Genomic DNA, 22,865 nt, shown 5'->3' with positions numbered 1-22,865 from the left:
ATGTCTGTACAGATACTCGCAGGGCTTCCCAATCTTTCTACCCCACTCTTCATGCTGCTCGAATTGGATGAGCCGTTGCTGCGGCGGATTTACCAGCTAGAGCCTGATCCACGACCGGAAGCTCTGTTTGCTGATACCGAGCTGGGCGCTCATGTCGAACAAGGACCTTGGCTGATACAACTGACGCCGGATAGCGCCTGGTTGACTGCGTATCGCCAAGCACCAGAGCAATGGCCTGGCGTGTTGTTGAGTTCCGAGCGGCCAGTTGATGAGCTGTTGTCCCATCTGCGCGCAATGCTGGTTGTGCAGTTTGAAGGTGAGCGTAAGGGGATACTGCGCTATTACGACCCACAGGTGGCCAGTTACCTTTTTGCGGCGACCGAGGCCGTTATCACTTGGCTAGGCCCCATCGAGCAGTTGTTCTGGCATGGCACCACCTGGGCAGACCGCAGCGAGAACATCAGCCATTGGCGCAGCCTACGGAGCGAGTCGACCAATCATGGGGCGCCGCCGAAAGGCAAGCTGATACTCGACAGAATGCAGATCGCTGCTCTCGAACGGCAGCAACTAGAGGCATTTGCCTATGAGCGCTGGCAGGAGCATTCACAGGCTGAGTTCAACCAGATTTTGGGCTATCTGCAGCATGGTCTTGCCTCTGGGTTCGACGACGAGAAGAGCCTGGGCGCATACCTCGAAGCCCGGCTCACTTATCCCCAGCACTTAAGCCATCCCCAAATCGCATCGGGCCAGGTGCAGTTTCGTCTGCAGCAACTGCAATCCTGGCTGGAAGCCACACCAGCCCCCTCGGAGAGTCAAGGATGAATGCCAAAGTAGGGAGCCTGTCCGGCAATCCGGCCTGTGAAGCTGGCAAGCTGATCGTCGAAGTGATTGGCAAAGATCACCCGCCGGAACAGCGAGTGGTGATCTATGACGAAACCGATCATGAGCTGCAGGAGTGGCTAACCCAGCAGGCCAAACAAGAGCTTGTAGCTGATTCTCGGCGGAGCAGCACCCTGCATATCTGGGATTGGCAGCAGCAACCCAAGCGCCATCTCTGGCTGGAAATCGAGGCCGAACGCGGTAGCCCCATCCGCGTGCCGTTGATGGATGACACACGCTCTACCCCGCGTCAGCGTGAGCGGCAGTGGAACTGCATCGTCCCTGTAGTACCCATGAGCACCATGCTCGGTATCAGCGCCAACCACCAGCATCGTGAATACCCCGTACATGTGCGTCCCGGCTTCATCTACCTGTTCTATCGCGGCAAAGTGTGGCGTGAACTGGAGATTCGTCAGGCTGAGGGGCAGGTGACTTATCACGACGTACGCCTGAGTGACGTTCGCAATGGCGAGCACTTTCGAGATGGCGCCCGCACGGCCACTGGCAAGGGGCTGAGCGAGATTTGGCTACCCGCCAGATGGAACAACCGCGCGGCGCCGGATATCGAGGTGGCTTATGCCGAGGTGCAATGGCCTGCCGTTCGCCTAAACGCCATGGAGCGCAACGCTCGTCTGCGTCGCGCCCGTTGCAATCGCTTGGGCCTGGCCGTGGCCGAACGCAGCTTCGGCAACACCACTTACCGGGCTCCAAGCCAGCAGCAAGCCTTCTACCTGCACAATGTCCCCGCCCATCGTCTGCGTGACCCTGCTCGTGAATGGTTGTTCGATCAACCGCTCAAGTATCTGCACGATCTGAGCGGCCAGTACCCCGTGCAGAGCCAGCAGTATGCTCAGCAGGTTCATCAACGTCACGAGCGCGGTGAATCCAACCCAGGGCCAAGCCATCCACAGCAAACGCTAGATGACCTGCGCCCGGAAACGGGCGCATGGACAATCGAGCTGAGCGAAACGCTGAACGATCTCAAGCATGTGTGCGCGGTAAACGAACGCGAACACTGGCAGGCCGCGCCAGCAGCGACCGATATGCTGGCCACCGCCAAGAGGCGCCAAATCGCCGGTGTCCTGCTGGATGATGGTCTCTACCGCATGCGCCACCTGCTGCTGCGCACCAACCAGGCCCTGGGGGTGCTGCAGCTCTGCGCGCAGCGCGCTACCTTCCACGCCCACCACGCTTCTGCATTGTTACTGCAGCGGATGATGGTGCCGCCGCAGATTGGTGGGCAGAGCAACCCGCTGCACCGCTTCATCAGCCAAGTCAGCCAGGAGGGGCGCCAGCAGATCGACCTGTGCTCGGGCCACTCTGCCCGCCTGTTGGCCGCTACCTGCCTCAAGGCCGCACAGGACAACCTTGCCGCCTGCTTGGCCCAGGTATCCAACCAGCATGCACTGGGCGATCATTTCTGCCTGGAGGGGCTCGATTATGCCGGCGCCTTCCAGCTTTGCAGTCAGCTATTCGTCTGCCTGGCGCGCACGGCCGATCAACAGGACCCATTCCTGGCGGCAGGCGATGCACCACGCGCAAGCGCGGGCAGGAGACTGCTATGCAAGATTGCGCAGAACACCAGTCAGCCTCTGCACCAGATGTTGTGGCCAGAGGCGAACGACGACACCCTGCTCAAGCCCTATCAAGCGGTGCAAACACCGAACAACGGCGAAGGCCATTATCGTGCCGATGCGTTGAACCAGGTGGCGCAGCTCAATGCACCGCCCGGCGAAGAGCCGGCGACTCTGGAAGGCAGCACGCTCGCAGGCTTGATGCAGCAACCGGACTTCCTGCTCCTGCCTTCCGCCAAAAGCGGCGCTGCCGCGCTGATAACCGTATGGGAGAACCTGAGCAGCGCCCTAAAGGAGGCGCAAAAAGGGTTGAGTGGCGCAAGCACAGAGCACGCCCAGGCTGCAGATCAGAGCAGGCGCAGGCGGCTGGACGTGCATGATCACGAGCGCGACCTGCACCACGAGCAAGAACGCAGCAGCGTGTTGAAAGAGGAACTGGGTAACCAGGCATTTCCTGCAAAATACCGGCTGTATACCAAGGACCTGCAAATGCTGCGCAGCATGCTGCAGCAGGACTTCGGTGAAATGGTGTTCATTCGCCGCACGGCCGCTAACCAGAAGAACTACTACTTCTTCGGTTTGACTGACCTCCCAGCGGCAACGCAAAACGCGCGTCGGATCTTTGGTGAACTGCTGGATATGGAGGGTCAGTTACTGGCCAGCAGCAATGGTCTTACGGCCAATCGGGCCGGCATCGACCAGCAGGCACAAGAGCTGTTGTTATTGGCCATCCCCAAGAACCACCGCACTGCCCGTCTGATCAGTGCGCTGAACCGGCAGATTGCCGAAGAACTGCGTATCCAAAACGATCTTCAGCAGGCACGAGAGCGCCGGGAAGCCGCCCGTGGCCGCCTGAGCGAAGCCAACAACGCCCTGAAACAGGCGCAAGAACGGTTGGCCCAACAAGAGCGCGGCTGGCGCCGAAGCGCACGCGGTCTGCTCGGCTCCAAGGCCTTTCCGGCTGGCGTGTTAATTCTGGAGTTTTTTAATGTGCAGGCGGAGTTCGAGGCTTTCAGTGCGAATGCACGTAATAAGGGAATGCTTAGAGGCGCTACCGGAATCTTTAGCTCTGGTGTCGATCTTGTTCTAGCAATGGAGTTCCTAGCCGATAAAACCGTGCATAACCACCCGCTGGTACAGAGCTTTCAGACCAAGTACGCCGAAAGAGTGGTACTAAGAATTCCACCCAAAGTGGCTGAGGTGTTTGGCCAGAAGTTGATCACAGAAATAACCGGCAAACTGGCCTTCCAATCCTTCGCCGGCACGCTCTTCGTCGGTATCAGCATTTACGACGCAATGCATGAAGCCAGCCTGGGCGACGACGCTGCCTGGGGCTACGGGCTGATGGCCGCGGGCGGCCTGGTCGGGGTAGTCGGCGGCTTCTTCACCGCCAGCGGCGCTACCTTTCTGGGCCTGGGCCCGGTTGGCTGGGCTACCCTGCTGCTGATTCTGGCGGGTGCAGCGCTAGTGTGGTGGCTGGACGACAGCCCTATCGAGGAGTGGTTGACCAACGGCCCCTTCGGCAATAACCGAAGCGACGAGGTATCTCACCTCTGGAACGACCCGCAGGAGGCCTTCTACCGCCTGGTCAGCCTGTTTGCCTGTATTCGTATCCGCATCGGCGCCAACCCGAAGCAAGCACGCTGTAGCGGCGCCATGGGCCTGCTCGACCCCGCCGAATACCATGCGATGCGTCGTTCAAATACCCAGGTGCGTATCGAAAGCAACCTGCCCGGGCTCGCCGCCACCCTCGGCAGCGCCAATATCAGTGCGGTCAGCCAACTGCGTAGCAGCAGCCACCGCCTCAGCCCACGAGACATGACGCAATCCAGCAGCCATAGCCTCAGCCCTATCCAACCCCTGGCCCAGCGCCTGTACCCCGATGCCCTGGAACTGTTCTACGAGGTACCGGTTTCGCAGAGCATGCCTCGCACGCCGCCACATCGATGGCAGACTTACACCCTGGCCGTGCGCGCGCAGGTAATCCTGCAAGGTGAGGATCGTACCTGGGCCTTCCCGGCGCCGCTGCCGACCGATGTCCTGCGTTACAACCCTGATCGGCATGATAAACCCGAGTTCAGCAAAACCAATCGACCCTTCTGGGCCGATGAACAGACCCATCCGGACAGCCAGCCGTAAGGATGCCCCATGACTGCCCACTACAGCCCAAGCGCCTACCAGCCAGCGCGAATTCCCGACCAGCCAGCAGCGACCAAACGCAGTTGGGTGTTCCGCTTTGGCAACTCGCGCCTGCCCTGGGGGCATACCGAGGACATCGTGCCACTCAGTATGCTACGGCAGAGCACGCCCGAGGGGTTACGTACCCATGAGAAGTACAAACAGGACTTGGCTGCCGGGCTTCGCCAGGAAGAGAAGTTCGCGCAGCGTGATTATCACCAGATCAACGATCATGAGCGTATTCGCTATGCCCCATTCTCCAAACACACGACCTTCTGGTTTTATCTATTGGGGGGGGGGCGTTTTATTTTTTGGGTGATGGCAATTTTTCTGCCATTGACCTGGCTGGTAGGTGCTGCTGCTCTAGACGACGAATATCTCACTAACTTACTGGCAATCATCAAAGAAACTGCATGGACTTTTTTAGTGCCCCTCGCCTGCTGGGCCCTCGGCTCCCTAGTCGTTAACAAGTTCACCAACTGGGTCGTCCGTCCTTCCAAGGGCCCGCTCTGGGAGTTCAACCGCCGCACCGGCATGGTCACGATCTTCGATTACGTCAATATGGGCGAGTACAAACGCAGCGGCACCATCGGTGAGTTCACCTACCCCTTTCATGAGTTCGATGCCTATATCAGCAGTGCCCCCGATCGCCAGGGGCTGATCTGGTATCAACTGCATCTGGTGCATCGCTATCACGACCTGTCTATCAATCTTTTCCCCATCGTGCCCAAGGATTCCAGCATGTCGCCGCACTTTGCTGCCTGGGACTTTCTGCAGAACTACATGGACATCGGCCGCCCGCTGCCGGATATCCCGCTGTTCGAGAAACACCGTGCGAACGACCCGACCACGGCGGCACATGACCGCCGCACGGACCGCCCCGAGCGCTATTGGCGTGATATGGACGATAAGACCTGGGAAGCGCAGCTGACGCAGAACCTGGCTCGCGTCAACGCCTATGACATCACTGGACGCCTGAACCTCATGGATCGCTATGTGCGCTATGCCGATTGACGGCGGCTGGACGGGGGCTCACGTTCCCGCCGTATTCTTTCCCGGTAGGCATATCGGAACCAGGATCTAAGGCAACTCCAACCCACCCCCGGCCTTATGCAGCCCGCGCAGGTGCTCCCCGATCTGCGTCAGGTTGGCTTCGATCGCTTCCAGTTCCTCCCGCCGCTCGTCTCCGAGCAGTACGCGCACTTCGCGGTCGAGTTCTTCGCTTAGCTCATTCAGGCGCAGCTGGCGCTGTTCGCTCTCGCGCTCCAGACGGCGCCACTCGCTGGCCTGTGGCAGGCCGTAGCCGTCGCCGTCGAGCAGTTCGGCCGGGCGGCTGAGGTAGCCGCTGCTGGCGAGGATTTCCTGCAGCGCGCCATCGGCCTTGTCGAGCCGGGCGTCGTGGCCGCGGCCGCCGAGGTAGCGGTTCTTCAGTTCGTCCTGGGCCAGCAGCAACTGCTTGCGCAAGGCGGCTTGCTCGACCAGTAGCAGCGCGGCGGCAGCGCGCAGGTCGGCGCGCTTGATCCACGGCCGGCGCTTGGCCGCGTCGAGCTCCAGCCACTGTTCGACGCTGTCTTGCGGCAGGCCGAGGCGTTCCTTGAGTACGACGAACATCGCCTGATAGCGGTCGCGGTAGGAGTCGAAGCGATAGCCCAGGCGCAGCGCTTCGCGAGGGTCGTCGAGCACGCTGGAGTCGGCCAGGCCGCGGTGGATCAGCACCTCCAGCAGGCCGTTGGGCATGATGCTGTCCAGTGCGCGCAGCTCGTCGCGCGCTGTGCCGCCGCGCAGCAACTTGAGAGTTTCCACCGCGCAATTGTTGGAGAGGAAGTAGTAGTCGCCGTCGTAGCTCCAGTGCAGCTCGGCGCTGCGCTCGACCAGCTGGCGAATCTCCTCGCGGCGTAGCTTCAGCGGTACGGAAGCGAGGCTGCGCAGCTCGACCTTGGTGTATTCGTCGATCACCTGGCCCAGCGGCAGGATGAACAGCCGTGAGGGGTAGGCGCCGGTCAGGCCATCCCAGCTGGACAGCTGCACGTCATCGACGAAGGCGCGGAAGGACAGCACCAGATGCTGCTCCAGATCCAGCCGGCAATCCGGCCCGGGCGTGCGGCCAGGAGCGCAGATCACCAGGCGCAGCATGCTGTGGCCCCAGCGGCTGACCCACGCATCGTTGGCTTCGGCGAACAGGTAGTCGACCTCATAGACGCGTGCCGGATCGAGCGTCAGCAGCGGCGTGCGGCCGAAGTCGCGGCCTGCATTGAGGAAGGGATAGCCCGCTGCGCACGCGGCAGCGCTGGCCGGTGTCCAGCCGAAGTGCGCGCTGAAGTGGCGCTGCAGCGAAGGACGGCGGCAGGCGTAGCTGGGGTCGAGCAGAAAGTATTCGAGATTGACCGCGACGAACTCGCGCGGGTTGCTCAGCTCGTAGCGATCCGGGCTGCGTGCGACCTGCGCGTTGGTCAGTTCGCGCGCGCCGCGGCGCCCGACGCGCTGCGGCCAGCCGGCGAGGTCGAGCAGGCGCGGGTCGTCACTGAGGGTGAAGCGGCGCTGCTCCTGACCACGACATGCGTCCGGCAAGCCGACCACGCCGAGGCTGCCGGCACGCTGGTGGCACTGCGCCTGCAGAAGGAACTGCCCGGGCGACCACAGGCGGGCGCGATCGTAGAGGTGGGCGATTTCGTGGATGACGGTGGCGAGCAGTTCGCGGCGACGGGTGCCGTGCGTGCGCCCGGTGTGCTGGCTGGCAGCGGAGCCGTCGACGAGGGATGGCAGGAGCTTCCGATTGAGCTCGAGGCGATCGCCACCGGCGCGGCCGTAGGCCTGTGCTGGCAGGCCGTCGTGCCACACCACCTGCACTTCGCGATCCAGCCGCTGCAGCAGGCGCGGCGGCAGCGCGGCCAGCGCCTCGTCCAGCAGCGCCTGGCTGGCCTGAAGCTCGTCGGGCTGCAGGTCGGCGGTAGCCAGCGTCAGACGCAGGTCGGCCTGGGCGGTGGCGGCCAGACCCAGGCAGCTCGCCAGCAGCCAGGCGCGAATCACAGGGCGAGGATGGCTTCGGCCAGAGCCAGATCGCTGGCGTCGCGGGCCGCCGGGAATTCGCTGCGCAGCGAGCCGAGCGCGGCTTCCAGGCGCGCGCCGCGGATTTCGCCTTCGCTGGCGACGAAGCTGGCGGCCTCGTCGCGGGCTTCGACCACGACCTTCATGTCGCGGATCGAGGTGGTGGTATCGGAGGTGAAATCGAGGCTGCGGTCCAGTGCGCGCACCACGATGTTGCTGGTCGCCACCAGTGTCTGGGCCTGGGCGGCGCCGGCGCACAGCGCCAGGGCGAGGGGGAGGGCAATCGACAGTCTGTGCATGGTGCGAATCTCACGGCTGAGGCGGGCGATGCGCGATGAAGGCATCGGGCGCCGAATCATTGAACGAGGATGGCCTCGGCGAGCTGCAGGTCGCTGGCGGTCAGGCCGGGGTGCTGCTCGCGCAGCCAGCGCAGCGCCGCCTGCAGGCGAGCGCTACGGAGCTGGCCGGCACTGCCGACGAAGCTGGCGGCATCGTCGCGGGCGGCGGCGACCAGCTTGTTGTCGAACGGTGTGCTGGTCAGCTGGCTGGCGACGAAGGTGGTCTTCGCGACGCTGGCGATGGTGGTGTCCAGTGCCAGCGCGGGGCCGGCGGCGCAGCAGGCGATGGCGAATATGAGGTGCAACGAACGCATGGGAAACCTGGCAGCAAAAAAACGGCGCCAAGGCTAGCGAAACGCCGGCCTCAGGGCCAGCGTCCGCCGCGTTCGCCTCACAGCGCGAGGATCGCCTCGGCCAGTTGCAGGTCGCTGGCGCCCAGTTGCGGTTGCTGTGCGCGGATGTGCAGCAGTGCAGCCTCCAGATGCGCACCGCGCAGCTCACCCTGGCTGGCGACGAAGCGCGCCGCATCGTCGCGGGCGTCGAGCACGAGTTTGTCGTCGCGCAGCGAGGAGGTCAGGTCGGAGGTCGCATCGACGGTGTTGATCAGACCGCCGACCACCATGTCGGTGGTGCCGGTGAAGCTGGCGGCCGAGGCGTTGCCGGCCAGCAGCAGGCCGGCGGCGCAAAAGGGGAGCAGGTAGCGGTGCATGACGAAGTCTCCAGATGTTCGCACTAGACCGTACCGCTTGCAGCATGTTCCGCCCCGCGGCCGGCTGGGCGCAGCATAGGCGCCCGGTCGCGGCCTGCAAAGCGGATCGTGCGATCCGCGTCTGGGCGTTCAGCGCCAGAACGGTTGGCGCAGCTCTTCCTGGCGTTCGCTGGGGCTGATGCCGGCATCCGCCAGCAGTCGGGCGTCCAGCTGTGCCAGCTGACGGCGGCTACGCGCGCGTTGCTGCCACAGCCGCAGTGTGTGCGGCAGGCGCGCAAGCCAGGCTACGGAGGGGGTGATGATGACGAGGGTGCGAGGCGCGGCGCGGTCCATGAGGCCTCTCCTTCCCGGCTGGCGGGGGCTGATGTCTGGGGCGACAGGATGGCGCGCGTCACGCCGGCGCGGCAGCCACAGGGAAAGACAATTGTGCCGGTGCAGTCGCGGCGCGCGGCAAACTGTACTGCTGCCCGGTGGTGCAACTGTTCGTCGTGCGCTAATCGCGTCGTGGTCGCGCCACGGCGCCAGGGGTGGCGCCGAAGTGCAGGCGGAAGGCGGCGATGAAGGCCGAGGTGGAATCGTAGCCGCAGGCGAGCGCGACCTCGGTGACCGCCTCGCCCTGTTCCAGTAGCGGTAGCGCGCTGAGCAGGCGCAGGCGCTGGCGCCAGGCGCGGAAGCTGAGGCCGGTATCGCGCTGGAACCGGCGCGTCAGGGTCTTCTCCGACACCTGCAGGCGCTCGCTCCACTGCGCCAGGCCGAGCGGCAGGTCGGGCTGCGCGTAGAGCGCCTCGCAGAGCTGCCGCAGCCGCGCGTCGCCGGGCCATGGCAGCGAATAGCCGATCTCCGGTGCGGCGTGCAGCTGGTCCAGCAGCACCGCGGCCAGACGCCCGTCGGCGCCCTGTTCGTCATACTCCACCGGCAGTTCGCCGAACGCGCGGATCAGCTCGCGCAGCAGCGGGCCGACCGCCAGCACCTGGCAATGCGGCGGCGCCCAGGGCACGGCGCGGTAATCGATGTACAGGCTGCGCATTTCGGTACGTGGCGAACTCACCACCTCGTGCAGCAGCCCCGGCGGCACCAGGATGGCGCGCTGCGGCGGCGCGAGGAAACGGCGCTGCTCGGTGTGTACCCGCAACACGCCGCTGGTGGCGTAGGACAGCTGGGCCCACGGATGACTGTGGCGCGGCGTGGTGGTGCGCTCGGGCAGCGATTCACTGCGGGCGAATAGCGGGCGCGGCAGGGACGCCATCGTCGGGATGGGGCGTTGCGGCAGGATGGCCTGTCCGTTTGTCGACATTAGCTGGCTCGATGGCGTTAGTCGGATATTCGAGACGACAGTAGACTCGCGCTCAATCCGTCGCAAGTCACCGTCCTCAGGAGCACACATGGCCAGACCCCGCCTGTTACCGGACAACTTCACCCTTGCCCTGCTTGGCGCGGTGGCTCTCGCCACGTTGCTGCCGGCGCGCGGACAGGGCGTAGCGGTGTTCGAGTGGATCACCAACCTGGCCATCGGCCTGCTGTTCTTCATGCATGGCGCCAAGCTGTCGGGGCCGGCAATCCTCGCGGGACTGGGGCACTGGCGCCTGCACCTGCTGGTGTTCGGCTGCACCTTCGTGCTGTTCCCGCTGCTCGGCCTGGCGCTGCGCCCGCTGCTGACGCCGCTGATCGGCCCAGAGCTGTATCTGGGCATGCTGTACCTGTGTGCGCTGCCGGCCACGGTGCAGTCGGCCATCGCCTTCACCTCGCTGGCGCGCGGCAACATCGCGGCGGCGGTGTGTAGCGCGGCGGCTTCGAGCCTGATCGGCATCTTCCTCACCCCGCTGCTGGTGCTGCTGCTGATGGGCGCCCAGGGCGATGGCGGCTCGACGCTGGATGCCATCGGCAAGATCGTCGTGCAGCTGCTGCTGCCGTTCATCGCCGGACAGTTCGCGCGGCGCTGGATCGGCGATTGGGTGGCGCGCAACAAGGGCTGGCTGAAGAACGTCGACCAGAGTTCGATCCTGCTGGTGGTCTACACCGCGTTCAGCCATGCAGTGGTCGAGGGCATCTGGCACGAGGTACCGCTGCCGCAGTTGCTCGGCCTGGTGCTGGCCTGCTGCCTGCTGCTGGCGCTGGCGCTGGGGATCACCTGGCTGATCGCGCGCGGTCTGGGTTTCGATCTGGAGGACCGCATCACCATCCTCTTCGCCGGCTCGAAGAAGAGCCTGGCCACCGGCATTCCGATGGCGCAGGTACTGTTCGCCGGCGGTGCGCTGGGCACGCTGATACTGCCACTGATGCTGTTCCACCAGATCCAGCTGATGGTTTGCGCGGTACTCGCGCAGCGCTATGCGGCGCGGCCGGAGTCGGCGCCGGTGGCGAAAGCTGTTTGATTCACCAGCAATGTCTCGGGAATTAATGACCGCAACGCAAAAATTATTTGCCCATTACGGTCTGGGTACGGTGCGCGGGCGTGAGTAAGCTGCGCGCCAACCCGTTTCCGAGGCCTCTCCATGAAGAAGATTCTGCTACTCAACGGCGGCAAGGCATTCGCCCATTCGGCCGGCCGCTATAACGCCACGCTGCACCAAGCCGCAATCGATATCCTGACGGCGGCCGGCTTCGAGGTGCGTACCACCGAGATCGACGCCGGCTACGACGTGCAACAGGAGGTCGAGAAGATCCTCTGGGCCGACGCACTGATCTATCAGATGCCCGGCTGGTGGATGGGCGCGCCCTGGACGGTGAAGAAATACCTGGACGAAGTGTTCACCGCCGGCCACGGCAGCCTCTACGCCAACGACGGCCGCACCCGCTCCGATGCGTCGCAGAAGTACGGCAGCGGCGGCCTGCTGCAGGGCAAGCGCTACATGATTTCCGCGACATGGAACGCACCGCAGCAGGCTTTCGACGACCCCAGCGATTTCTTCGCCGGCAAGGGCGTGGATGCCGTCTACCTGCCGTTTCACAAGGCCAACGAGTTTCTCGGCCTGCAGGGTCTGCCGACCTTCCTCTGCGTCGATGTGATGAAGCAGCCACAGATCGAGGCGGACGTCGAACGCTACCGCCGGCATCTGGGCGAGGTGTTCGGCTTCAGCGTCTGAGCTTCGCCGAGGCAAAGAAAAACCCCTCGCGGCTGGGCCGGGAGGGGTTTTTCGTTTCAGCGCGAGGCGATCATTCCACGGCCTTGACCATGTCCTCGACGACCTTCTTGGCATCGCCGAAGACCATCATGGTCTTGTCCATGTAGAACAGCTCGTTGTCGAGGCCCGCATAGCCGCTGGCCATGGAGCGCTTGTTGACGATCACCGTCTTGGCCTTGTAGGCCTCGAGGATCGGCATGCCGGCGATCGGCGACTTCGGATCGGTCTTCGCTGCCGGGTTGACCACGTCGTTGGCGCCGAGCACCAGCACCACGTCGGCCTGGCCGAACTCGGAGTTGATGTCTTCCATCTCGAACACCTGCTCGTACGGCACCTCGGCCTCGGCCAGCAGCACGTTCATGTGCCCGGGCATACGGCCGGCGACCGGGTGGATCGCGTACTTCACGGTGACGCCACGGTGGGTCAGCTTCTCGGCCAGTTCCATCAGCGCGTGCTGCGCGCGGGCCACCGCCAGGCCGTAGCCGGGGACGATGATCACGGTGTCGGCGTTGGTCAGCAGGAACGCCGCGTCATCGCTGGAACCGGATTTCACTGGCCGCTGCTCCTGGCTGCCGGCAGCCGGACCGGCGTCGGCATCGGCACCGAAGCCGCCGAGGATCACGTTGAAGAACGAGCGGTTCATCGCCTTGCACATGATGTACGAGAGGATCGCGCCGCTCGAGCCCACCAGCGAGCCGGCGATGATCAGCATCGAGTTGTTCAGCGAGAAGCCGATACCGGCGGCCGCCCAGCCCGAGTAGCTGTTGAGCATCGACACCACCACCGGCATGTCCGCACCGCCGATGGGGATGATGATCAGCACGCCGATGACGAAGGCCAGTGCCACCAAGATGGCGAACGCGCTCAGGTTGCCGGTGAAGGTGTAGACCAGGCCCAGACCGACGATCGCCAGGCCCACGGCCAGGTTGACCATGTGCTGGCCCTTGAACACCACCGGGGCGCCCTGGAACAGGCGGAACTTGTACTTGCCCGACAGCTTGCCGAAGGCGATCACCGAACCGGAGAAGGTGATGGCACCGATGGCTGCGCCGAGGAACAGCTCCAGGCGGTTACCGGCCGGAATCGCGTCACCCAGCTGCGCAACGATACCCAGCGACTGCGGCTCAACGACGGCGGCGATGGCGATGAATACCGCGGCCAGGCCGATCATGCTGTGCATGAAGGCGACCAGCTCGGGCATCTTGGTCATTTCGACGCGCTTGGCCATGACGGTGCCGACGCTGCCGCCGATCAGCAGGCCGACGATCACGTAGCCGATGCCGGTGGTGGCCAGCTCGCTGCCGAGCTTGAAGATCAGGCCCACGGTGGTCAGTACTGCCAGGCCCATGCCGATCATGCCGAACAGGTTGCCGCGGCGTGAGGTGGTGGGGTGGGAGAGGCCCTTCAGCGCCTGGATGAAGCACACCGAGGCGACCAGATAGAGCAGGGTGATCAGGTTCATGCTCATGGCTTACTTGCCCTCCGCCTTGGCCGCGCTGCGGTCCTTCTTCTTGAACATTTCCAGCATGCGACGGGTGACCAGGAAGCCCCCGAACACGTTGACCGCGGCCAGCGCCACGGCGAGCGTGCCCATGGCCTTGCCCAGCGGGGTAACGGTGAGCGCGGCGGCCAGCATGGCGCCGACGATGACGATTGCCGAGATCGCGTTGGTGACCGCCATCAGCGGCGTGTGCAGGGCCGGGGTGACGTTCCAGACCACGTGGTAGCCGACGTAGATCGCCAGCACGAAGATGATCAGGTTGTAGATGCCGTCCGAAATCAGATCCATGTTCGCGTCTCCCTTAACCGTTGGTCCGCACGACCTGGCCGTCGCGGCACATCAGGCACGCGGCGACGATGTCGTCTTCGAGGTTGAGCTGGAACTGGCCGTCCTTGTCGATGACCAGCTTGAGGAAATCCAGCAGGTTGCGGGCGTACAGCGCCGAGGCGTCGGCCGGCACCAGCGTCGCCAGGTTGGCGTGGCCGACGATGGTCACACCGTGGCGCACCACCACCTGATCGATCTCGGTCAGCGGGCAGTTGCCGCCATGCCCGGCCGCCAGGTCGACGATCACCGAGCCGGGCTTCATCTGCTCGACGGTGGCTTCCTGCAGCAGTGTCGGCGCCTTGCGGCCCGGGATCAGCGCGGTGGTGATGACGATGTCCGACTGCAGCGCACGCTCGTGCACCGCCTGCGCCTGACGCGCCATCCACGAGGCCGGCATCGGCCGCGCATAGCCGCCGACGCCTTCGGCGCATTCGCGCTCCTCGTCGGTCTCCAGCGGCACGTCGACGAACTTGGCGCCGAGCGATTCGATCTGCTCCTTCACCGCCGGGCGCACGTCCGAAGCCTCGACCACCGCGCCCAGGCGCTTGGCCGTGGCGATGGCCTGCAGCCCGGCGACACCGGCCCCGAGGATCAGCACGCGCGCGGCCTTCACCGTACCGGCAGCGGTCATCAGCATCGGCATGAAGCGCGGGTAGTGATGGGCGCCGAGCAGCACCGCCTTGTAGCCGGCGATGTTGGCCTGCGAGGAGAGCACGTCCAGGCTCTGCGCGCGCGAGGTGCGCGGCGCGGCTTCCAGCGCGAACGCGGTGATGCCGCGCGCGGCCATGCGCGCGATGCAGGCGTTGTCGAACGGGTTGAGCATGCCCAGCAGCACGCTGCCGGACTGCATCTGCGCCAGTTCCGCCTCGTCCGGCGCATTGACTTTCAGCACCAGCTCGGCGGCAAAGGCCGCGGCCGCATCGCCGATGGTCGCGCCAGCAGCCTCGTAGGCGCTGTCCGGCACGCTGGAAAGCAACCCGGCGCCGCTTTGCAGCGTTACCCGGTGCCCTTGGCCGATCAGTTTCTTGACGGTTTCCGGGGTCGCGGCGACGCGCGTTTCCCCGACATGGGTTTCGAGGGGTACACCGATGTGCATTGTTGTTGTTCTCCTGCGTGATCTTGACCAGGGCGCGGTAACCGCTGCCCTGGCGAGCTTTTTTCACCCGGCCACTACTCTGGCGGTCGGGTTTTGAAACGGTGGAGCGGGCCTCGGCGACTGCGCTAAACAGCCGGTCCGGCGCGGCATTCTGCAAGCACGGAAAAAATCAAACAACTGTTTCAATCGGGCGATTGCATCTGACGCACCGGTCGCAAGCCGACTCTAGATTCGCACAGAGTCGCGCCAGCCAGCGCAGCTTAGGGGGCCGCTTCGGTTAAAAGTGCGGTCGCCAAGGAAAAAACGTGCGGATCATGAATGACGCACCATTGCCACGGTATTCCCCTGCGGTGCCGGCTGACTGCGACCTTGGTGTCGGTGGTCTAGGGTTGATGCAGCGATACAGCGGTTGAAATGTCGTTCGATTCTTGTAGTCCAAGCGCTCTGGCTGCTTTTGTTGTCTGGAGTGTTTCGGCGCAGCGACAAACTGTCGCTGCGCAATCTGCTGGAGTTGCACGATGCCCGAACCTGATGTGGACGAACTGACCGAGCTGCTCGAGCCCTCGCCGCAGCGCCGCCTGCCGTTCGCTTTCGCCCGCCGCCACGGCGTGTTCCTGCTCGAACGTGACGGCGCGGCCAGCCTGTGCCTGCGCGAAGGCGCGGCGCTGACGGCGGTGCAGGAGGCGCAGCGGGTGGTCGGTGCGCGGCTGGCGTGGCAGTGGCTGGGGCAGGAGGCATTCGAGCAGGCGCTCGGCGCGGCCTATCAGCACGATTCCTCCGCGACGATGCTGATGGTCGAAGGGCTGGGCAACGATCTGGACCTGGCCAGCCTGGCCGACCAGATCCAGGAAACCGAGGACCTGCTGGAGCAGGAGGACGACGCGCCGATCATTCGCCTGATCAACGCCATCCTCGGCGAGGCGATCGCCGAGAACGCCTCGGATATCCATATCGAAACCTTCGAGAAGCGCCTGGTGATCCGCTTTCGCGTCGACGGCATCCTCCGCGAAGTGGTGCAGCCCAAGCGCGAGCTGGCGGCGCTGCTGGTATCGCGGATCAAGGTCATGGCCAAGCTGGATATCGCCGAGAAGCGCATCCCGCAGGACGGGCGCATTTCCCTGCGCGTCGGCGGCCGCGAGGTCGACATCCGCGTCTCCACACTGCCCTCGGCCAACGGCGAGCGCGTGGTGCTGCGTCTGCTGGACAAGCAGGCCGGGCGTCTGACCCTACGCCACCTGGGCATGAACGAGCAGGACCGCCGCCAGCTGGAGCAGGCGGTGAAGAAGCCGCACGGCATCATCCTCGTCACCGGCCCCACCGGCTCGGGCAAGACCACCACGCTGTACGCCGCGCTGACCACGCTCAACGACCGCACGCGCAACATCCTCACCGTCGAGGACCCCATCGAGTACCACCTCGAGGGCATCGGTCAGACCCAGGTCAACACCAAGGTCGACATGACCTTCGCTCGCGGCCTGCGCGCCATCCTGCGTCAGGACCCGGACGTGGTGATGGTCGGCGAGATCCGCGACCAGGAAACCGCCGACATGGCCGTGCAGGCCTCGCTCACCGGCCACCTGGTGCTGTCCACGCTGCACACCAACAGTGCCATCGGCGCCGTCACGCGGCTGGTGGACATGGGCGTCGAGCCGTTTCTGATTTCCTCCTCGCTGCTCGGCGTGCTGGCCCAGCGGCTGGTGCGGGTGCTGTGCAATGACTGCAAGCGCCCCTATGTGGCCGATGCCGCCGAATGCGAGCTGTTCGGCGTGGCGCCGGATGCGGCGCCGACGCTGTATCACGCCGAAGGCTGCGAGCAATGCCGCGGCATCGGCTATCGCGGCCGCACCGGCATCTACGAACTGGTGCTGTTCGACGACGCGCTGCGCAGCATGGTGCATACCCGCGCCAGCGAGCAGGACATGCTGCAGCATGCGCGCGTGCTCGGCCCGAGCATCCGTGACGATGGCCTGCGCAAGGTGCGCGAGGGCGTCACCACCATCGAGGAAGTGCTGCGGGTGACCCGTGAGGAATGATGCCCTGCGCCGTCCGGCGCACCGTGGAGAGCACCGCTGATGGCCGCCTTCGAATACCTCGCGCTGGATGCGCGCGGCCGCGAGCAGAAGGGCCTGATCGAGGCGGACAGCCCGCGTCAGGCGCGCCAGTTGCTGCGCGACAAGCAGTGGGCGCCGCTGGAGGTGAAGCAGGCCAAGTCCAAGGAGGATGTCAGTCGCGGCGGCTTCAGCTTCGGCCGCGGGCTGTCGGCGCGCGACCTGGCGCTGGTCACCCGGCAGCTGGCGACCCTGGTGCAGGCTGCGCTGCCCATCGAGGAAGCCCTGCGCGCGGCGGCCGCGCAATCCACCTCGGCGAAGATCAAGTCGATGCTGCTGGCCGTGCGCGCGCGGGTGATGGAGGGCCACAGCCTGGCCGCGGCGCTGCGCGAATATCCGTCGGCCTTTCCCGAGCTTTACCGCGCCACCGTGGCGGCCGGGGAGCACGCCGGCCATCTTGGGCTGGTGCTCGACCAGCTGGCCGACTACACCGACCAGCGTCAGCAGTCGCGGCAGAAGATCCAGCTGGCGCTGCTCTATCCGGTGATCCTGATGGTCGCCTCGCTGGCCATCGTCGTGCTGCTGCTCGGCTACGTGGTGCCGGACGTGGTCAAGGTATTCGTCAACACCGGGCAGGAACTGCCGGCGCTGACCCGCGGCCTGATCGCCACCAGCGACGTGGTGAAGAACTGGGGCTGGCTGATCGTGCTCGGCATCGTCGCGTTCGTGCTGGCCATGCGTGCGGCGCTGCGCGATCCGGCGCTGCGCCTGCGCTGGCACGCTTTCATCCTACGCCTGCCGCTGATCGGCCGTCTGAGTCGGGCGACCAACACCGCGCGCTTCGCCTCGACCCTGGCGATCCTCACGCGCAGCGGCGTGCCGCTGGTGGAGGCGCTGTCCATCGCGGCGGCGGTGATCGCCAACCTGCGCATCCGCGAGCGGGTGGTCGAGGCGGCGCAGAAGGTGCGCGAAGGCAGCAGCCTGACCCGTGCGCTGGAGGCCACCGGCGAATTCCCGCCGATGATGCTGCACATGATCGCCAGCGGCGAAAAATCCGGTGAACTGGATCAGATGCTGGCGCGCACCGCGCGCAATCAGGAGAACGACCTGGCCGCCCAGGTGTCTCTGCTGGTCGGCCTGTTCGAGCCGTTCATGCTGGTGTTCATGGGGGCGGTGGTGCTGGTCATCGTGCTGGCCATCCTGATGCCGATCCTCTCTCTCAACCAACTGGTGGGTTAACGACCATGACAACAAGACTGCAGCGCCGCACCCAGGGCGGTTTCACCCTTATCGAGATCATGGTGGTGGTGGTCATCCTCGGCATCCTCGCCGCGCTGGTGGTGCCGCAGGTGATGAGCCGCCCCGAGCAGGCCAAGGTCACCGTGGCCAAGGGCGACATCAAGGCCGTCGCCGCCGCGCTGGACATGTACAAGCTGGACAACTTCGCCTATCCGAGCACCCAGCAGGGGCTGGAGGCGCTGGTGACCAAGCCGACCGGCAACCCGCAGCCGAAGAACTGGAACCGCGACGGCTACCTCAAGCGCCTGCCCAAGGACCCATGGGGCAACGACTACCAGTACCTGTCGCCAGGCACCCGTGGCCAGTTCGACCTCTACTCCTTCGGCGCCGACGGCAAGCCCGGCGGCTCGGACCTCAACGCGGACATCGGCAACTGGGACCTCTGACCGATGCGCCGGCGCGCCCGCGCCTTCACCCTCATCGAACTGCTGGTGGTGATCGTCCTGCTGGGCATTCTGGTCAGCCTGGCGGTGCTCACCACCGGCAGTTCGAGCACCTCGCGCGAGCTGCGTGACGAGGCCCGGCGGATCGCTGCGCTGATCGGCGTACTCAGCGACGAGGCGGTGCTCGACAGCCGCGAGTACGGCCTGCTGGTCAACCGCGAGGGCTACCGTGTGCTGCGTTACGACGAGGCCGACGCCCGCTGGCGCGAGGTCGAGCGGCGCAAGGTGCATCGGCTGCCGGAGTGGATGCGCCTGGAGCTGGAACTGGATGGCACGCCGCTGGAGCTGGTGGCGCCGGTCAGGCAGGCGGACGACCGCGCCGGGCTGAGCGACGCCGACAGCCGCGGGCGCAGCCGCGAGCGCAACAGCGGCCCGCGGCTGGAACCGCAGCTGCTGATCCTCTCCAGTGGCGAACTGTCGCCGTTCAGCCTGCGCCTGTCCGAGCGCAAGGCCGGCGGCAGCACCTGGCTGATCGCCAGCGACGGCCTGCGCCTGCCGCAGGCCGAACTGCTCGAGCACAGGCGATGAGTGCATCGATGGCCAGGGCCGGCCGCGGCTTCACCCTGCTCGAAGTGCTGGTGGCGCTGGCGATCTTCGCCACCGTCGCCGCCGTGGTGCTCACCGCCGCCGGGCGCAGCCTGAGCAATGCCGGGCGGCTGGAAGAGTTGACCCTGGCCGGCTGGATCGCCGACAACCGCCTCACCGAACTGCAGCTGCAGCCGACCACGCCGGCGCCCGGCCGCGAGACGCTGGAGCTGGAATTCGCCGGCCGCCGGTGGCAGACCCTCAGCGAGATCGAGGCGAGCAGCGATCCCGGCCTGCTGCGCGTCACCGTCTGGGTCGCGCTGGACGAACGCCGCGCGCGCAACCGGCCGCTGCCCGAGCGCGCGGTGACCAGCCTCAGCGGCTTCGTCGCGGTGCGCCAGGCCGGCAGCGGCCAGCCGGGGCTCGCGCAATGAATCCGCAGCTGCCGCGGCGCATGGCCGGCTTCACCCTGCTCGAACTGCTGATCGCCATCGCCCTGTTCGCCCTGCTTGGCCTGGGCACCTACCGCATGCTCGAAGCGGTGCTGCGCAGTGACGCGGCGACCGCCGGGCAGGAACAGCGTCTGCGCGAGCTGAGCCGCGCGCTGTGGCTGTTCGAGCGCGACCTGCTGCAGGTGATCGACCGGCCGGTGCGCGACGGCTACGGCGACGAGCGCAACGCGCTGGTGGGCCAGCTCGAAGGCGACGACGGCGCGCCCATACTGGAGCTGACCCGTAGCGGCTGGCGCAACCCCACCGGCCTGCGCCGCGCCAACCTGCAGCGGGTGCGCTGGCGGCTGGTCGGCGAACGGCTGGAGCGCACCTACTGGGTGGTGCTCGACCGCGACGTCGACAGCCAGCCGCGTGTGCAGGTCGCGCTCGACGCGGTGCGCGCGCTGCAGCTGCGCTACCTCGACGAGGACCACGTCTGGCACGAGGAGTGGCCGCCGTTCGACTACGGTCGCGGCGGCGGCGAGGAGGCCGCGCAGCGCCTGCCGATCGCCGTCGAGCTGACCCTCGAACACCCGCGTTACGGCCGCATCAGCCGCCTGCTGCGCTTGCCGGACGGTCCGCCGCAGCAGGCGCAGATGCAGCTGCCGGGCGCCGAGGGCGTGCCCGAACCGTACGACGGGGAGCAGCCGCAATGACGCGCCAGCGCGGCGTCGCGCTGATCACCGTGCTGCTGGTGGTGGCGATCGTCACCGTGGTCAGCGCGGCGATGGTGGCGCGCCAGCAACTGGCGATCCGCGCCAGCAGCAACCAGCTGCAAGCCCGTCAGGCGTGGCATTACGCGCTGGGCGGCGAGGCGCTGGCGCAGTCGATCCTGCAGCGCGATGCGCGCGCAGGCGGGCAGGCGCCGGTCGATCATCTCGGCGAGGCCTGGGCGTTGCCGCGACCGGCGTTCGCCGTCGACGAAGGGGAGATCCGCGTGCACATCGAGGACCTCGCCGGACGCTTCAACCTCAACAGTCTGGTGAAGAACGGTCAGGCCGACGCCGCCGCGCTGGCGCAGTTTCGCCGGCTGCTGTTGCGCCTGCAGATCGCTGCGCCCTATGCCGAACGGCTGGTCGACTGGCTGGACGTCGACCAGCAGCCCGGCGCCGAGCAGGGCGCCGAGGACGACGCCTACCTGCTGCTCGAGCCGCCGTATCGCACGGCCGGACGGCGGCTGTTCGATCTTTCCGAACTGCGCCTGCTGCTGGACATGCGCGACGAGGATTTCCAGCGTCTGGCGCCCTACGTCGCCGCGCTGCCGGCCGATCACGGGCTGAACGTCAACACCGCCAGCGCGCTGGTGCTGTCCAGCCTGGGCGACAACCTCAGCCTCGGCGCCGCCGAAGCGCTGGTGGAGGTGCGCCGCGCCAGCCCTTTTCGCGACACCGCGGCGTTCCTCGCGCAGCCGGCCATGGCCGGCAATACGCTGCAGGGCACCGCGCTGGCGGTCGGCAGTCAATACTTCCAGGTCACCAGCGAAGTGCATCTGGGCGACCGCCGGCTGGCGCTGGTCAGCCTGCTGCAGCGCGAGCAGGACGGCACGGTCCGCGTGCTGGCGCGCAACCTCGGGCAGCCGCCGCGTCTGCCCGCACCATCCGCAAAGGGAGAACGCTAGATCATGGATTGCCTGTTCCTGCCCGCCGACTGTGCCGCGCACCTGCAGCCGGAGACGCCTGGTTACTGGCTGCCGCGCGAGGGCGCTGGCGGCTGGCTGAGTCTGGCGCAGTGCGCCGCTGCCGCGCAGGGCGCTGTGACGCTGGTGCTGCCGGCCGAGCACTGCAGCGCCTTCGCCGTGGCGCTGCCGACGCGCAAGGCGCGCTGGCTGCAGCAGGCGCTGGCCTACGCCGCCGAGGAGCTGCTGGCGGAGAATGTCGACGAGCTGCACCTGAGCCTCGGCGAGGTGCTGGACGACGGCCGCCACCGGGTCATCGCCATCCGCCGCAGCCTGCTGCAGGGCTGGCTCGAACAGCTGTGCGGGCTGGGGCTGCCGATTGTCGCCGTGCATGTCGACGCCGACCTGCTGCCGCGTACGGGCAGCCAGATTCTGCTGCTCGGCGCGCGTGGACTGCTCGGCGGCAGCTTGGAGGCGCGGCTGGCCTTCGTTGCCGAGCAGTGGCCGGCACTGGCCGAACAGTGCCCGGCGCCGCGGCAGGCGCACGGCGACGGCGAGACGCCGCCGCCCGGGGTGGATGACTACCAGCGTCTCGACGACCCCTATGCCTGGCTCGCCAGCGGTCGCGCGGCGGCGGTCAATCTGGCGCAGGGCACGTTCGCCATCGATCTCGGCGGCAGCGGGCTGGCGCGCTGGAAACCGCTGTTCGCCACGCTCGGGCTGATCCTGCTGGTGCAGCTGGGCTTCAACCTGGCGCAGGGTTGGTACTTCCAGCGTCAGGGTGACCTGCATGCCGACGCCAGCCTGGCGCTGTACCGCGAGCTGTTTCCGGCCGACACGCGCATCGTCAATCTGCGCGCGCAGTTCGACGACCACCTGGCCCAGGCCGGCGGCGCCCGCGCCGGCTTCACCCGCCTGCTGGAACATGCCGCCACGGCCGTCGCCGACGGCGCGCCGGTGACAGTGCAGCGGCTGGACTACAACGAGACGCGCGGCGATCTGGCGCTGGAGGTGCGCGCCGCTGATTTCGCCGCGCTGGAACAGCTGCGCCAGCGCTTGAACGAGCAGGGCCAGAGCGTGCAGCTGGGCTCGGCAAGTCGCGACGGCGATGCCGTCAGCGCCCGCGTGGTGATCGGAGGCTGACGATGAATTTCAAACAGCAACTGGCCGTGCGCCTGACCGATTCACCGCTGTGGCGCCGCTGGCAGCGCCTGCCGCCGCGCGACCGCCTGGCGCTCGGCCTGCTCGCCGCGTTCCTCGTTGCCCTGCTGTTCTACCTCTGGCTATGGCTGCCGGCGCAGCGCCATGCCGCCGCCGCGCGCGAGCATTACCAGGCGCAGCGCGAGCTGTACGCCTACCTCGAACAGAACAGCGAACTGGCGCGGCAGATGGGCCGTAGCGGCGAGCAGGTGATGCTGGCGCCGGAGGAGTTGCAGGGGTTGGTCACACAGAGCGCACAACAGAGCAACCTGCGCATCGAGAGCTTCGACAGCGGCGCCGACGGCGGCCTGCAGGTCAGCCTGCCGGGTGCGTCGTTCGCCCTGCTGCTGCGCTGGCTCGCCGAATTGCAGGCGCTGGGGGTGAACGTCGGCGAGGTCAGCCTGGAGCGCGCCGGCGAAGGACAAGTGGATGCACGGGTGGGGCTGCGCGCGGGCGGCTGAGGCGCTGCCCGCGC

General features: G+C 66.3%; 23 protein-coding genes. 14 read left to right on the top strand and 9 right to left on the bottom strand.

All coding sequences use genetic code 11. From position 1 onward, the window contains the following. The 3 genes from NAV27_RS15730 to NAV27_RS15720 are packed head-to-tail and all read left to right on the top strand — an operon-like array spanning position 1 to position 5,645. On the top strand, positions 1 to 822 hold the full coding sequence (locus NAV27_RS15730) for a DUF4123 domain-containing protein (protein ID WP_102828203.1): 822 nt from the start codon (positions 1 to 3) through the stop codon (positions 820 to 822). Then, positions 819 to 4,592: a hypothetical protein gene (locus NAV27_RS15725; RefSeq protein WP_102828204.1), complete on the top strand. Its 3,774-nt coding sequence runs from the start codon at positions 819 to 821 to the stop codon at positions 4,590 to 4,592. The genes NAV27_RS15730 and NAV27_RS15725 overlap by 4 nt, the downstream gene beginning before the upstream one ends. Before the next feature lie 9 nt (positions 4,593 to 4,601). Continuing rightward, entirely contained in the window at positions 4,602 to 5,645 is a 1,044-nt protein-coding gene (locus tag NAV27_RS15720) for a hypothetical protein (protein WP_102828205.1), read from the top strand. Between the two features lie 66 nt (positions 5,646 to 5,711). Here NAV27_RS15720 and NAV27_RS15715 read toward each other — a convergent pair whose 3' ends face one another. The 6 genes from NAV27_RS15715 to NAV27_RS15690 all read right to left on the bottom strand — a co-directional run bounded on the left by NAV27_RS15715 (position 5,712) and on the right by NAV27_RS15690 (position 10,017). After that, entirely contained in the window at positions 5,712 to 7,658 is a 1,947-nt protein-coding gene (locus tag NAV27_RS15715; RefSeq protein WP_102828206.1) for a DUF7844 domain-containing protein, read from the bottom strand. Further along, positions 7,655 to 7,975: a DUF2388 domain-containing protein gene (locus NAV27_RS15710; protein ID WP_043294872.1), complete on the bottom strand. Its 321-nt coding sequence runs from the start codon at positions 7,973 to 7,975 to the stop codon at positions 7,655 to 7,657. Before NAV27_RS15710 ends, NAV27_RS15715 begins: the two co-directional genes overlap by 4 nt. 56 nt (positions 7,976 to 8,031) lie before the next feature. Next, the gene (locus tag NAV27_RS15705; protein ID WP_102828207.1) at positions 8,032 to 8,328 is read right to left on the bottom strand and encodes a DUF2388 domain-containing protein; all 297 of its coding nucleotides are present in this window, start codon (positions 8,326 to 8,328) and stop codon (positions 8,032 to 8,034) included. A gap of 77 nt (positions 8,329 to 8,405) precedes the next feature. Then, the gene (locus tag NAV27_RS15700) at positions 8,406 to 8,723 is read right to left on the bottom strand and encodes a DUF2388 domain-containing protein (protein ID WP_043294870.1); all 318 of its coding nucleotides are present in this window, start codon (positions 8,721 to 8,723) and stop codon (positions 8,406 to 8,408) included. A gap of 129 nt (positions 8,724 to 8,852) precedes the next feature. After that, on the bottom strand, positions 8,853 to 9,056 hold the full coding sequence (locus tag NAV27_RS15695; RefSeq protein ID WP_054094201.1) for a DUF1127 domain-containing protein: 204 nt from the start codon (positions 9,054 to 9,056) through the stop codon (positions 8,853 to 8,855). A gap of 160 nt (positions 9,057 to 9,216) precedes the next feature. Then, on the bottom strand, positions 9,217 to 10,017 hold the full coding sequence (locus tag NAV27_RS15690) for an AraC family transcriptional regulator (protein ID WP_102828208.1): 801 nt from the start codon (positions 10,015 to 10,017) through the stop codon (positions 9,217 to 9,219). 88 nt (positions 10,018 to 10,105) lie between these two features. Here NAV27_RS15690 and NAV27_RS15685 point away from each other — a divergent pair, with 88 nt between their 5' ends. Then, positions 10,106 to 11,095, top strand: coding sequence for a bile acid:sodium symporter family protein (locus NAV27_RS15685; protein WP_008569035.1), 990 nt, complete (start codon positions 10,106 to 10,108; stop codon positions 11,093 to 11,095). 120 nt (positions 11,096 to 11,215) lie between these two features. Then, positions 11,216 to 11,806, top strand: coding sequence for an NADPH:quinone oxidoreductase MdaB (mdaB, locus tag NAV27_RS15680; protein ID WP_008569034.1), 591 nt, complete (start codon positions 11,216 to 11,218; stop codon positions 11,804 to 11,806). A 70-nt stretch (positions 11,807 to 11,876) separates the two neighbouring features. On the opposite strand, the gene NAV27_RS15675 is transcribed toward mdaB, so the two are convergent. The 3 genes from NAV27_RS15675 to NAV27_RS15665 are packed head-to-tail and all read right to left on the bottom strand — an operon-like array spanning position 11,877 to position 14,769. Next, positions 11,877 to 13,313, bottom strand: a complete 1,437-nt coding sequence (locus NAV27_RS15675) for an NAD(P)(+) transhydrogenase (Re/Si-specific) subunit beta (RefSeq protein WP_102828209.1) — start codon at positions 13,311 to 13,313, stop codon at positions 11,877 to 11,879. 3 nt (positions 13,314 to 13,316) lie between these two features. Further along, on the bottom strand, positions 13,317 to 13,634 hold the full coding sequence (locus NAV27_RS15670; RefSeq protein ID WP_003284152.1) for an NAD(P) transhydrogenase subunit alpha part 2: 318 nt from the start codon (positions 13,632 to 13,634) through the stop codon (positions 13,317 to 13,319). A 13-nt stretch (positions 13,635 to 13,647) separates the two neighbouring features. Next, positions 13,648 to 14,769 (bottom strand): Re/Si-specific NAD(P)(+) transhydrogenase subunit alpha, encoded by a 1,122-nt coding sequence (locus NAV27_RS15665; protein WP_054094196.1) that lies wholly within the window; start codon positions 14,767 to 14,769, stop codon positions 13,648 to 13,650. 518 nt (positions 14,770 to 15,287) lie between these two features. On the opposite strand from NAV27_RS15665, the gene gspE reads away from it, so the two are divergent. From gspE to NAV27_RS15620, 9 genes are read left to right on the top strand one after another with little or no spacing between them, the layout of a single operon-like run. After that, positions 15,288 to 16,802, top strand: a complete 1,515-nt coding sequence (gene gspE, locus NAV27_RS15660) for a type II secretion system ATPase GspE (protein WP_102828210.1) — start codon at positions 15,288 to 15,290, stop codon at positions 16,800 to 16,802. A 39-nt stretch (positions 16,803 to 16,841) separates the two neighbouring features. Next, positions 16,842 to 18,056: a GspF family T2SS innner membrane protein variant XcpS gene (xcpS, locus tag NAV27_RS15655; RefSeq protein WP_054094195.1), complete on the top strand. Its 1,215-nt coding sequence runs from the start codon at positions 16,842 to 16,844 to the stop codon at positions 18,054 to 18,056. A 5-nt stretch (positions 18,057 to 18,061) separates the two neighbouring features. Further along, a complete protein-coding gene (gene gspG / locus NAV27_RS15650; RefSeq protein WP_077682887.1) occupies positions 18,062 to 18,502 on the top strand; it encodes a type II secretion system major pseudopilin GspG in 441 nt (146 codons plus the stop codon). Between the two features lie 3 nt (positions 18,503 to 18,505). Continuing rightward, positions 18,506 to 19,087: a type II secretion system minor pseudopilin GspH gene (gene gspH / locus NAV27_RS15645; protein ID WP_054094193.1), complete on the top strand. Its 582-nt coding sequence runs from the start codon at positions 18,506 to 18,508 to the stop codon at positions 19,085 to 19,087. Beyond that, the gene (gspI, locus tag NAV27_RS15640) at positions 19,084 to 19,518 is read left to right on the top strand and encodes a type II secretion system minor pseudopilin GspI (RefSeq protein WP_054094192.1); all 435 of its coding nucleotides are present in this window, start codon (positions 19,084 to 19,086) and stop codon (positions 19,516 to 19,518) included. The genes gspH and gspI overlap by 4 nt, the downstream gene beginning before the upstream one ends. Continuing rightward, a complete protein-coding gene (gspJ, locus tag NAV27_RS15635; protein ID WP_054094191.1) occupies positions 19,515 to 20,231 on the top strand; it encodes a type II secretion system minor pseudopilin GspJ in 717 nt (238 codons plus the stop codon). Before gspI ends, gspJ begins: the two co-directional genes overlap by 4 nt. Next, positions 20,228 to 21,193 carry a type II secretion system minor pseudopilin GspK gene (gspK, locus tag NAV27_RS15630; RefSeq protein ID WP_102828211.1) on the top strand — a complete coding sequence of 322 codons (966 nt, stop codon included), beginning with the start codon at positions 20,228 to 20,230 and terminating at the stop codon, positions 21,191 to 21,193. Before gspJ ends, gspK begins: the two co-directional genes overlap by 4 nt. A gap of 3 nt (positions 21,194 to 21,196) precedes the next feature. Beyond that, the gene (gene gspL / locus NAV27_RS15625) at positions 21,197 to 22,333 is read left to right on the top strand and encodes a type II secretion system protein GspL (protein WP_102828212.1); all 1,137 of its coding nucleotides are present in this window, start codon (positions 21,197 to 21,199) and stop codon (positions 22,331 to 22,333) included. A gap of 2 nt (positions 22,334 to 22,335) precedes the next feature. After that, positions 22,336 to 22,851: a type II secretion system protein M gene (locus tag NAV27_RS15620; protein WP_043294855.1), complete on the top strand. Its 516-nt coding sequence runs from the start codon at positions 22,336 to 22,338 to the stop codon at positions 22,849 to 22,851. Positions 22,852 to 22,865 lie beyond the last annotated feature (14 nt).

The sequence above is a fragment of the Stutzerimonas degradans genome (assembly GCF_024448505.1).
GTDB classification, from domain to species: domain Bacteria; phylum Pseudomonadota; class Gammaproteobacteria; order Pseudomonadales; family Pseudomonadaceae; genus Stutzerimonas; species Stutzerimonas degradans.
Note: the sequence above shows the minus strand (reverse complement) of the source record. Positions and strands in the feature narration are given on the sequence as shown.

Excerpts from the sequence above, each read along its gene's own strand:
- NAV27_RS15730 (WP_102828203.1), top strand. The coding sequence starts at position 1 with ATGTCTGTACAGATACTCGCAGGGCTTCCCAATCTTTCTACCCCACTC.
- NAV27_RS15725 (WP_102828204.1), top strand. The coding sequence starts at position 819 with ATGAATGCCAAAGTAGGGAGCCTGTCCGGCAATCCGGCCTGTGAAGCT.
- NAV27_RS15720 (WP_102828205.1), top strand. The coding sequence starts at position 4,602 with ATGACTGCCCACTACAGCCCAAGCGCCTACCAGCCAGCGCGAATTCCC.
- NAV27_RS15710 (WP_043294872.1), bottom strand. The coding sequence starts at position 7,975 with ATGCACAGACTGTCGATTGCCCTCCCCCTCGCCCTGGCGCTGTGCGCC.
- NAV27_RS15705 (WP_102828207.1), bottom strand. The coding sequence starts at position 8,328 with ATGCGTTCGTTGCACCTCATATTCGCCATCGCCTGCTGCGCCGCCGGC.
- NAV27_RS15700 (WP_043294870.1), bottom strand. The coding sequence starts at position 8,723 with ATGCACCGCTACCTGCTCCCCTTTTGCGCCGCCGGCCTGCTGCTGGCC.
- NAV27_RS15695 (WP_054094201.1), bottom strand. The coding sequence starts at position 9,056 with ATGGACCGCGCCGCGCCTCGCACCCTCGTCATCATCACCCCCTCCGTA.
- NAV27_RS15690 (WP_102828208.1), bottom strand. The coding sequence starts at position 10,017 with ATGTCGACAAACGGACAGGCCATCCTGCCGCAACGCCCCATCCCGACG.
- NAV27_RS15685 (WP_008569035.1), top strand. The coding sequence starts at position 10,106 with ATGGCCAGACCCCGCCTGTTACCGGACAACTTCACCCTTGCCCTGCTT.
- mdaB (WP_008569034.1), top strand. The coding sequence starts at position 11,216 with ATGAAGAAGATTCTGCTACTCAACGGCGGCAAGGCATTCGCCCATTCG.
- NAV27_RS15675 (WP_102828209.1), bottom strand. The coding sequence starts at position 13,313 with ATGAGCATGAACCTGATCACCCTGCTCTATCTGGTCGCCTCGGTGTGC.
- NAV27_RS15670 (WP_003284152.1), bottom strand. The coding sequence starts at position 13,634 with ATGGATCTGATTTCGGACGGCATCTACAACCTGATCATCTTCGTGCTG.
- NAV27_RS15665 (WP_054094196.1), bottom strand. The coding sequence starts at position 14,769 with ATGCACATCGGTGTACCCCTCGAAACCCATGTCGGGGAAACGCGCGTC.
- gspE (WP_102828210.1), top strand. The coding sequence starts at position 15,288 with ATGCCCGAACCTGATGTGGACGAACTGACCGAGCTGCTCGAGCCCTCG.
- xcpS (WP_054094195.1), top strand. The coding sequence starts at position 16,842 with ATGGCCGCCTTCGAATACCTCGCGCTGGATGCGCGCGGCCGCGAGCAG.
- gspG (WP_077682887.1), top strand. The coding sequence starts at position 18,062 with ATGACAACAAGACTGCAGCGCCGCACCCAGGGCGGTTTCACCCTTATC.
- gspH (WP_054094193.1), top strand. The coding sequence starts at position 18,506 with ATGCGCCGGCGCGCCCGCGCCTTCACCCTCATCGAACTGCTGGTGGTG.
- gspI (WP_054094192.1), top strand. The coding sequence starts at position 19,084 with ATGAGTGCATCGATGGCCAGGGCCGGCCGCGGCTTCACCCTGCTCGAA.
- gspJ (WP_054094191.1), top strand. The coding sequence starts at position 19,515 with ATGAATCCGCAGCTGCCGCGGCGCATGGCCGGCTTCACCCTGCTCGAA.
- gspK (WP_102828211.1), top strand. The coding sequence starts at position 20,228 with ATGACGCGCCAGCGCGGCGTCGCGCTGATCACCGTGCTGCTGGTGGTG.
- gspL (WP_102828212.1), top strand. The coding sequence starts at position 21,197 with ATGGATTGCCTGTTCCTGCCCGCCGACTGTGCCGCGCACCTGCAGCCG.
- NAV27_RS15620 (WP_043294855.1), top strand. The coding sequence starts at position 22,336 with ATGAATTTCAAACAGCAACTGGCCGTGCGCCTGACCGATTCACCGCTG.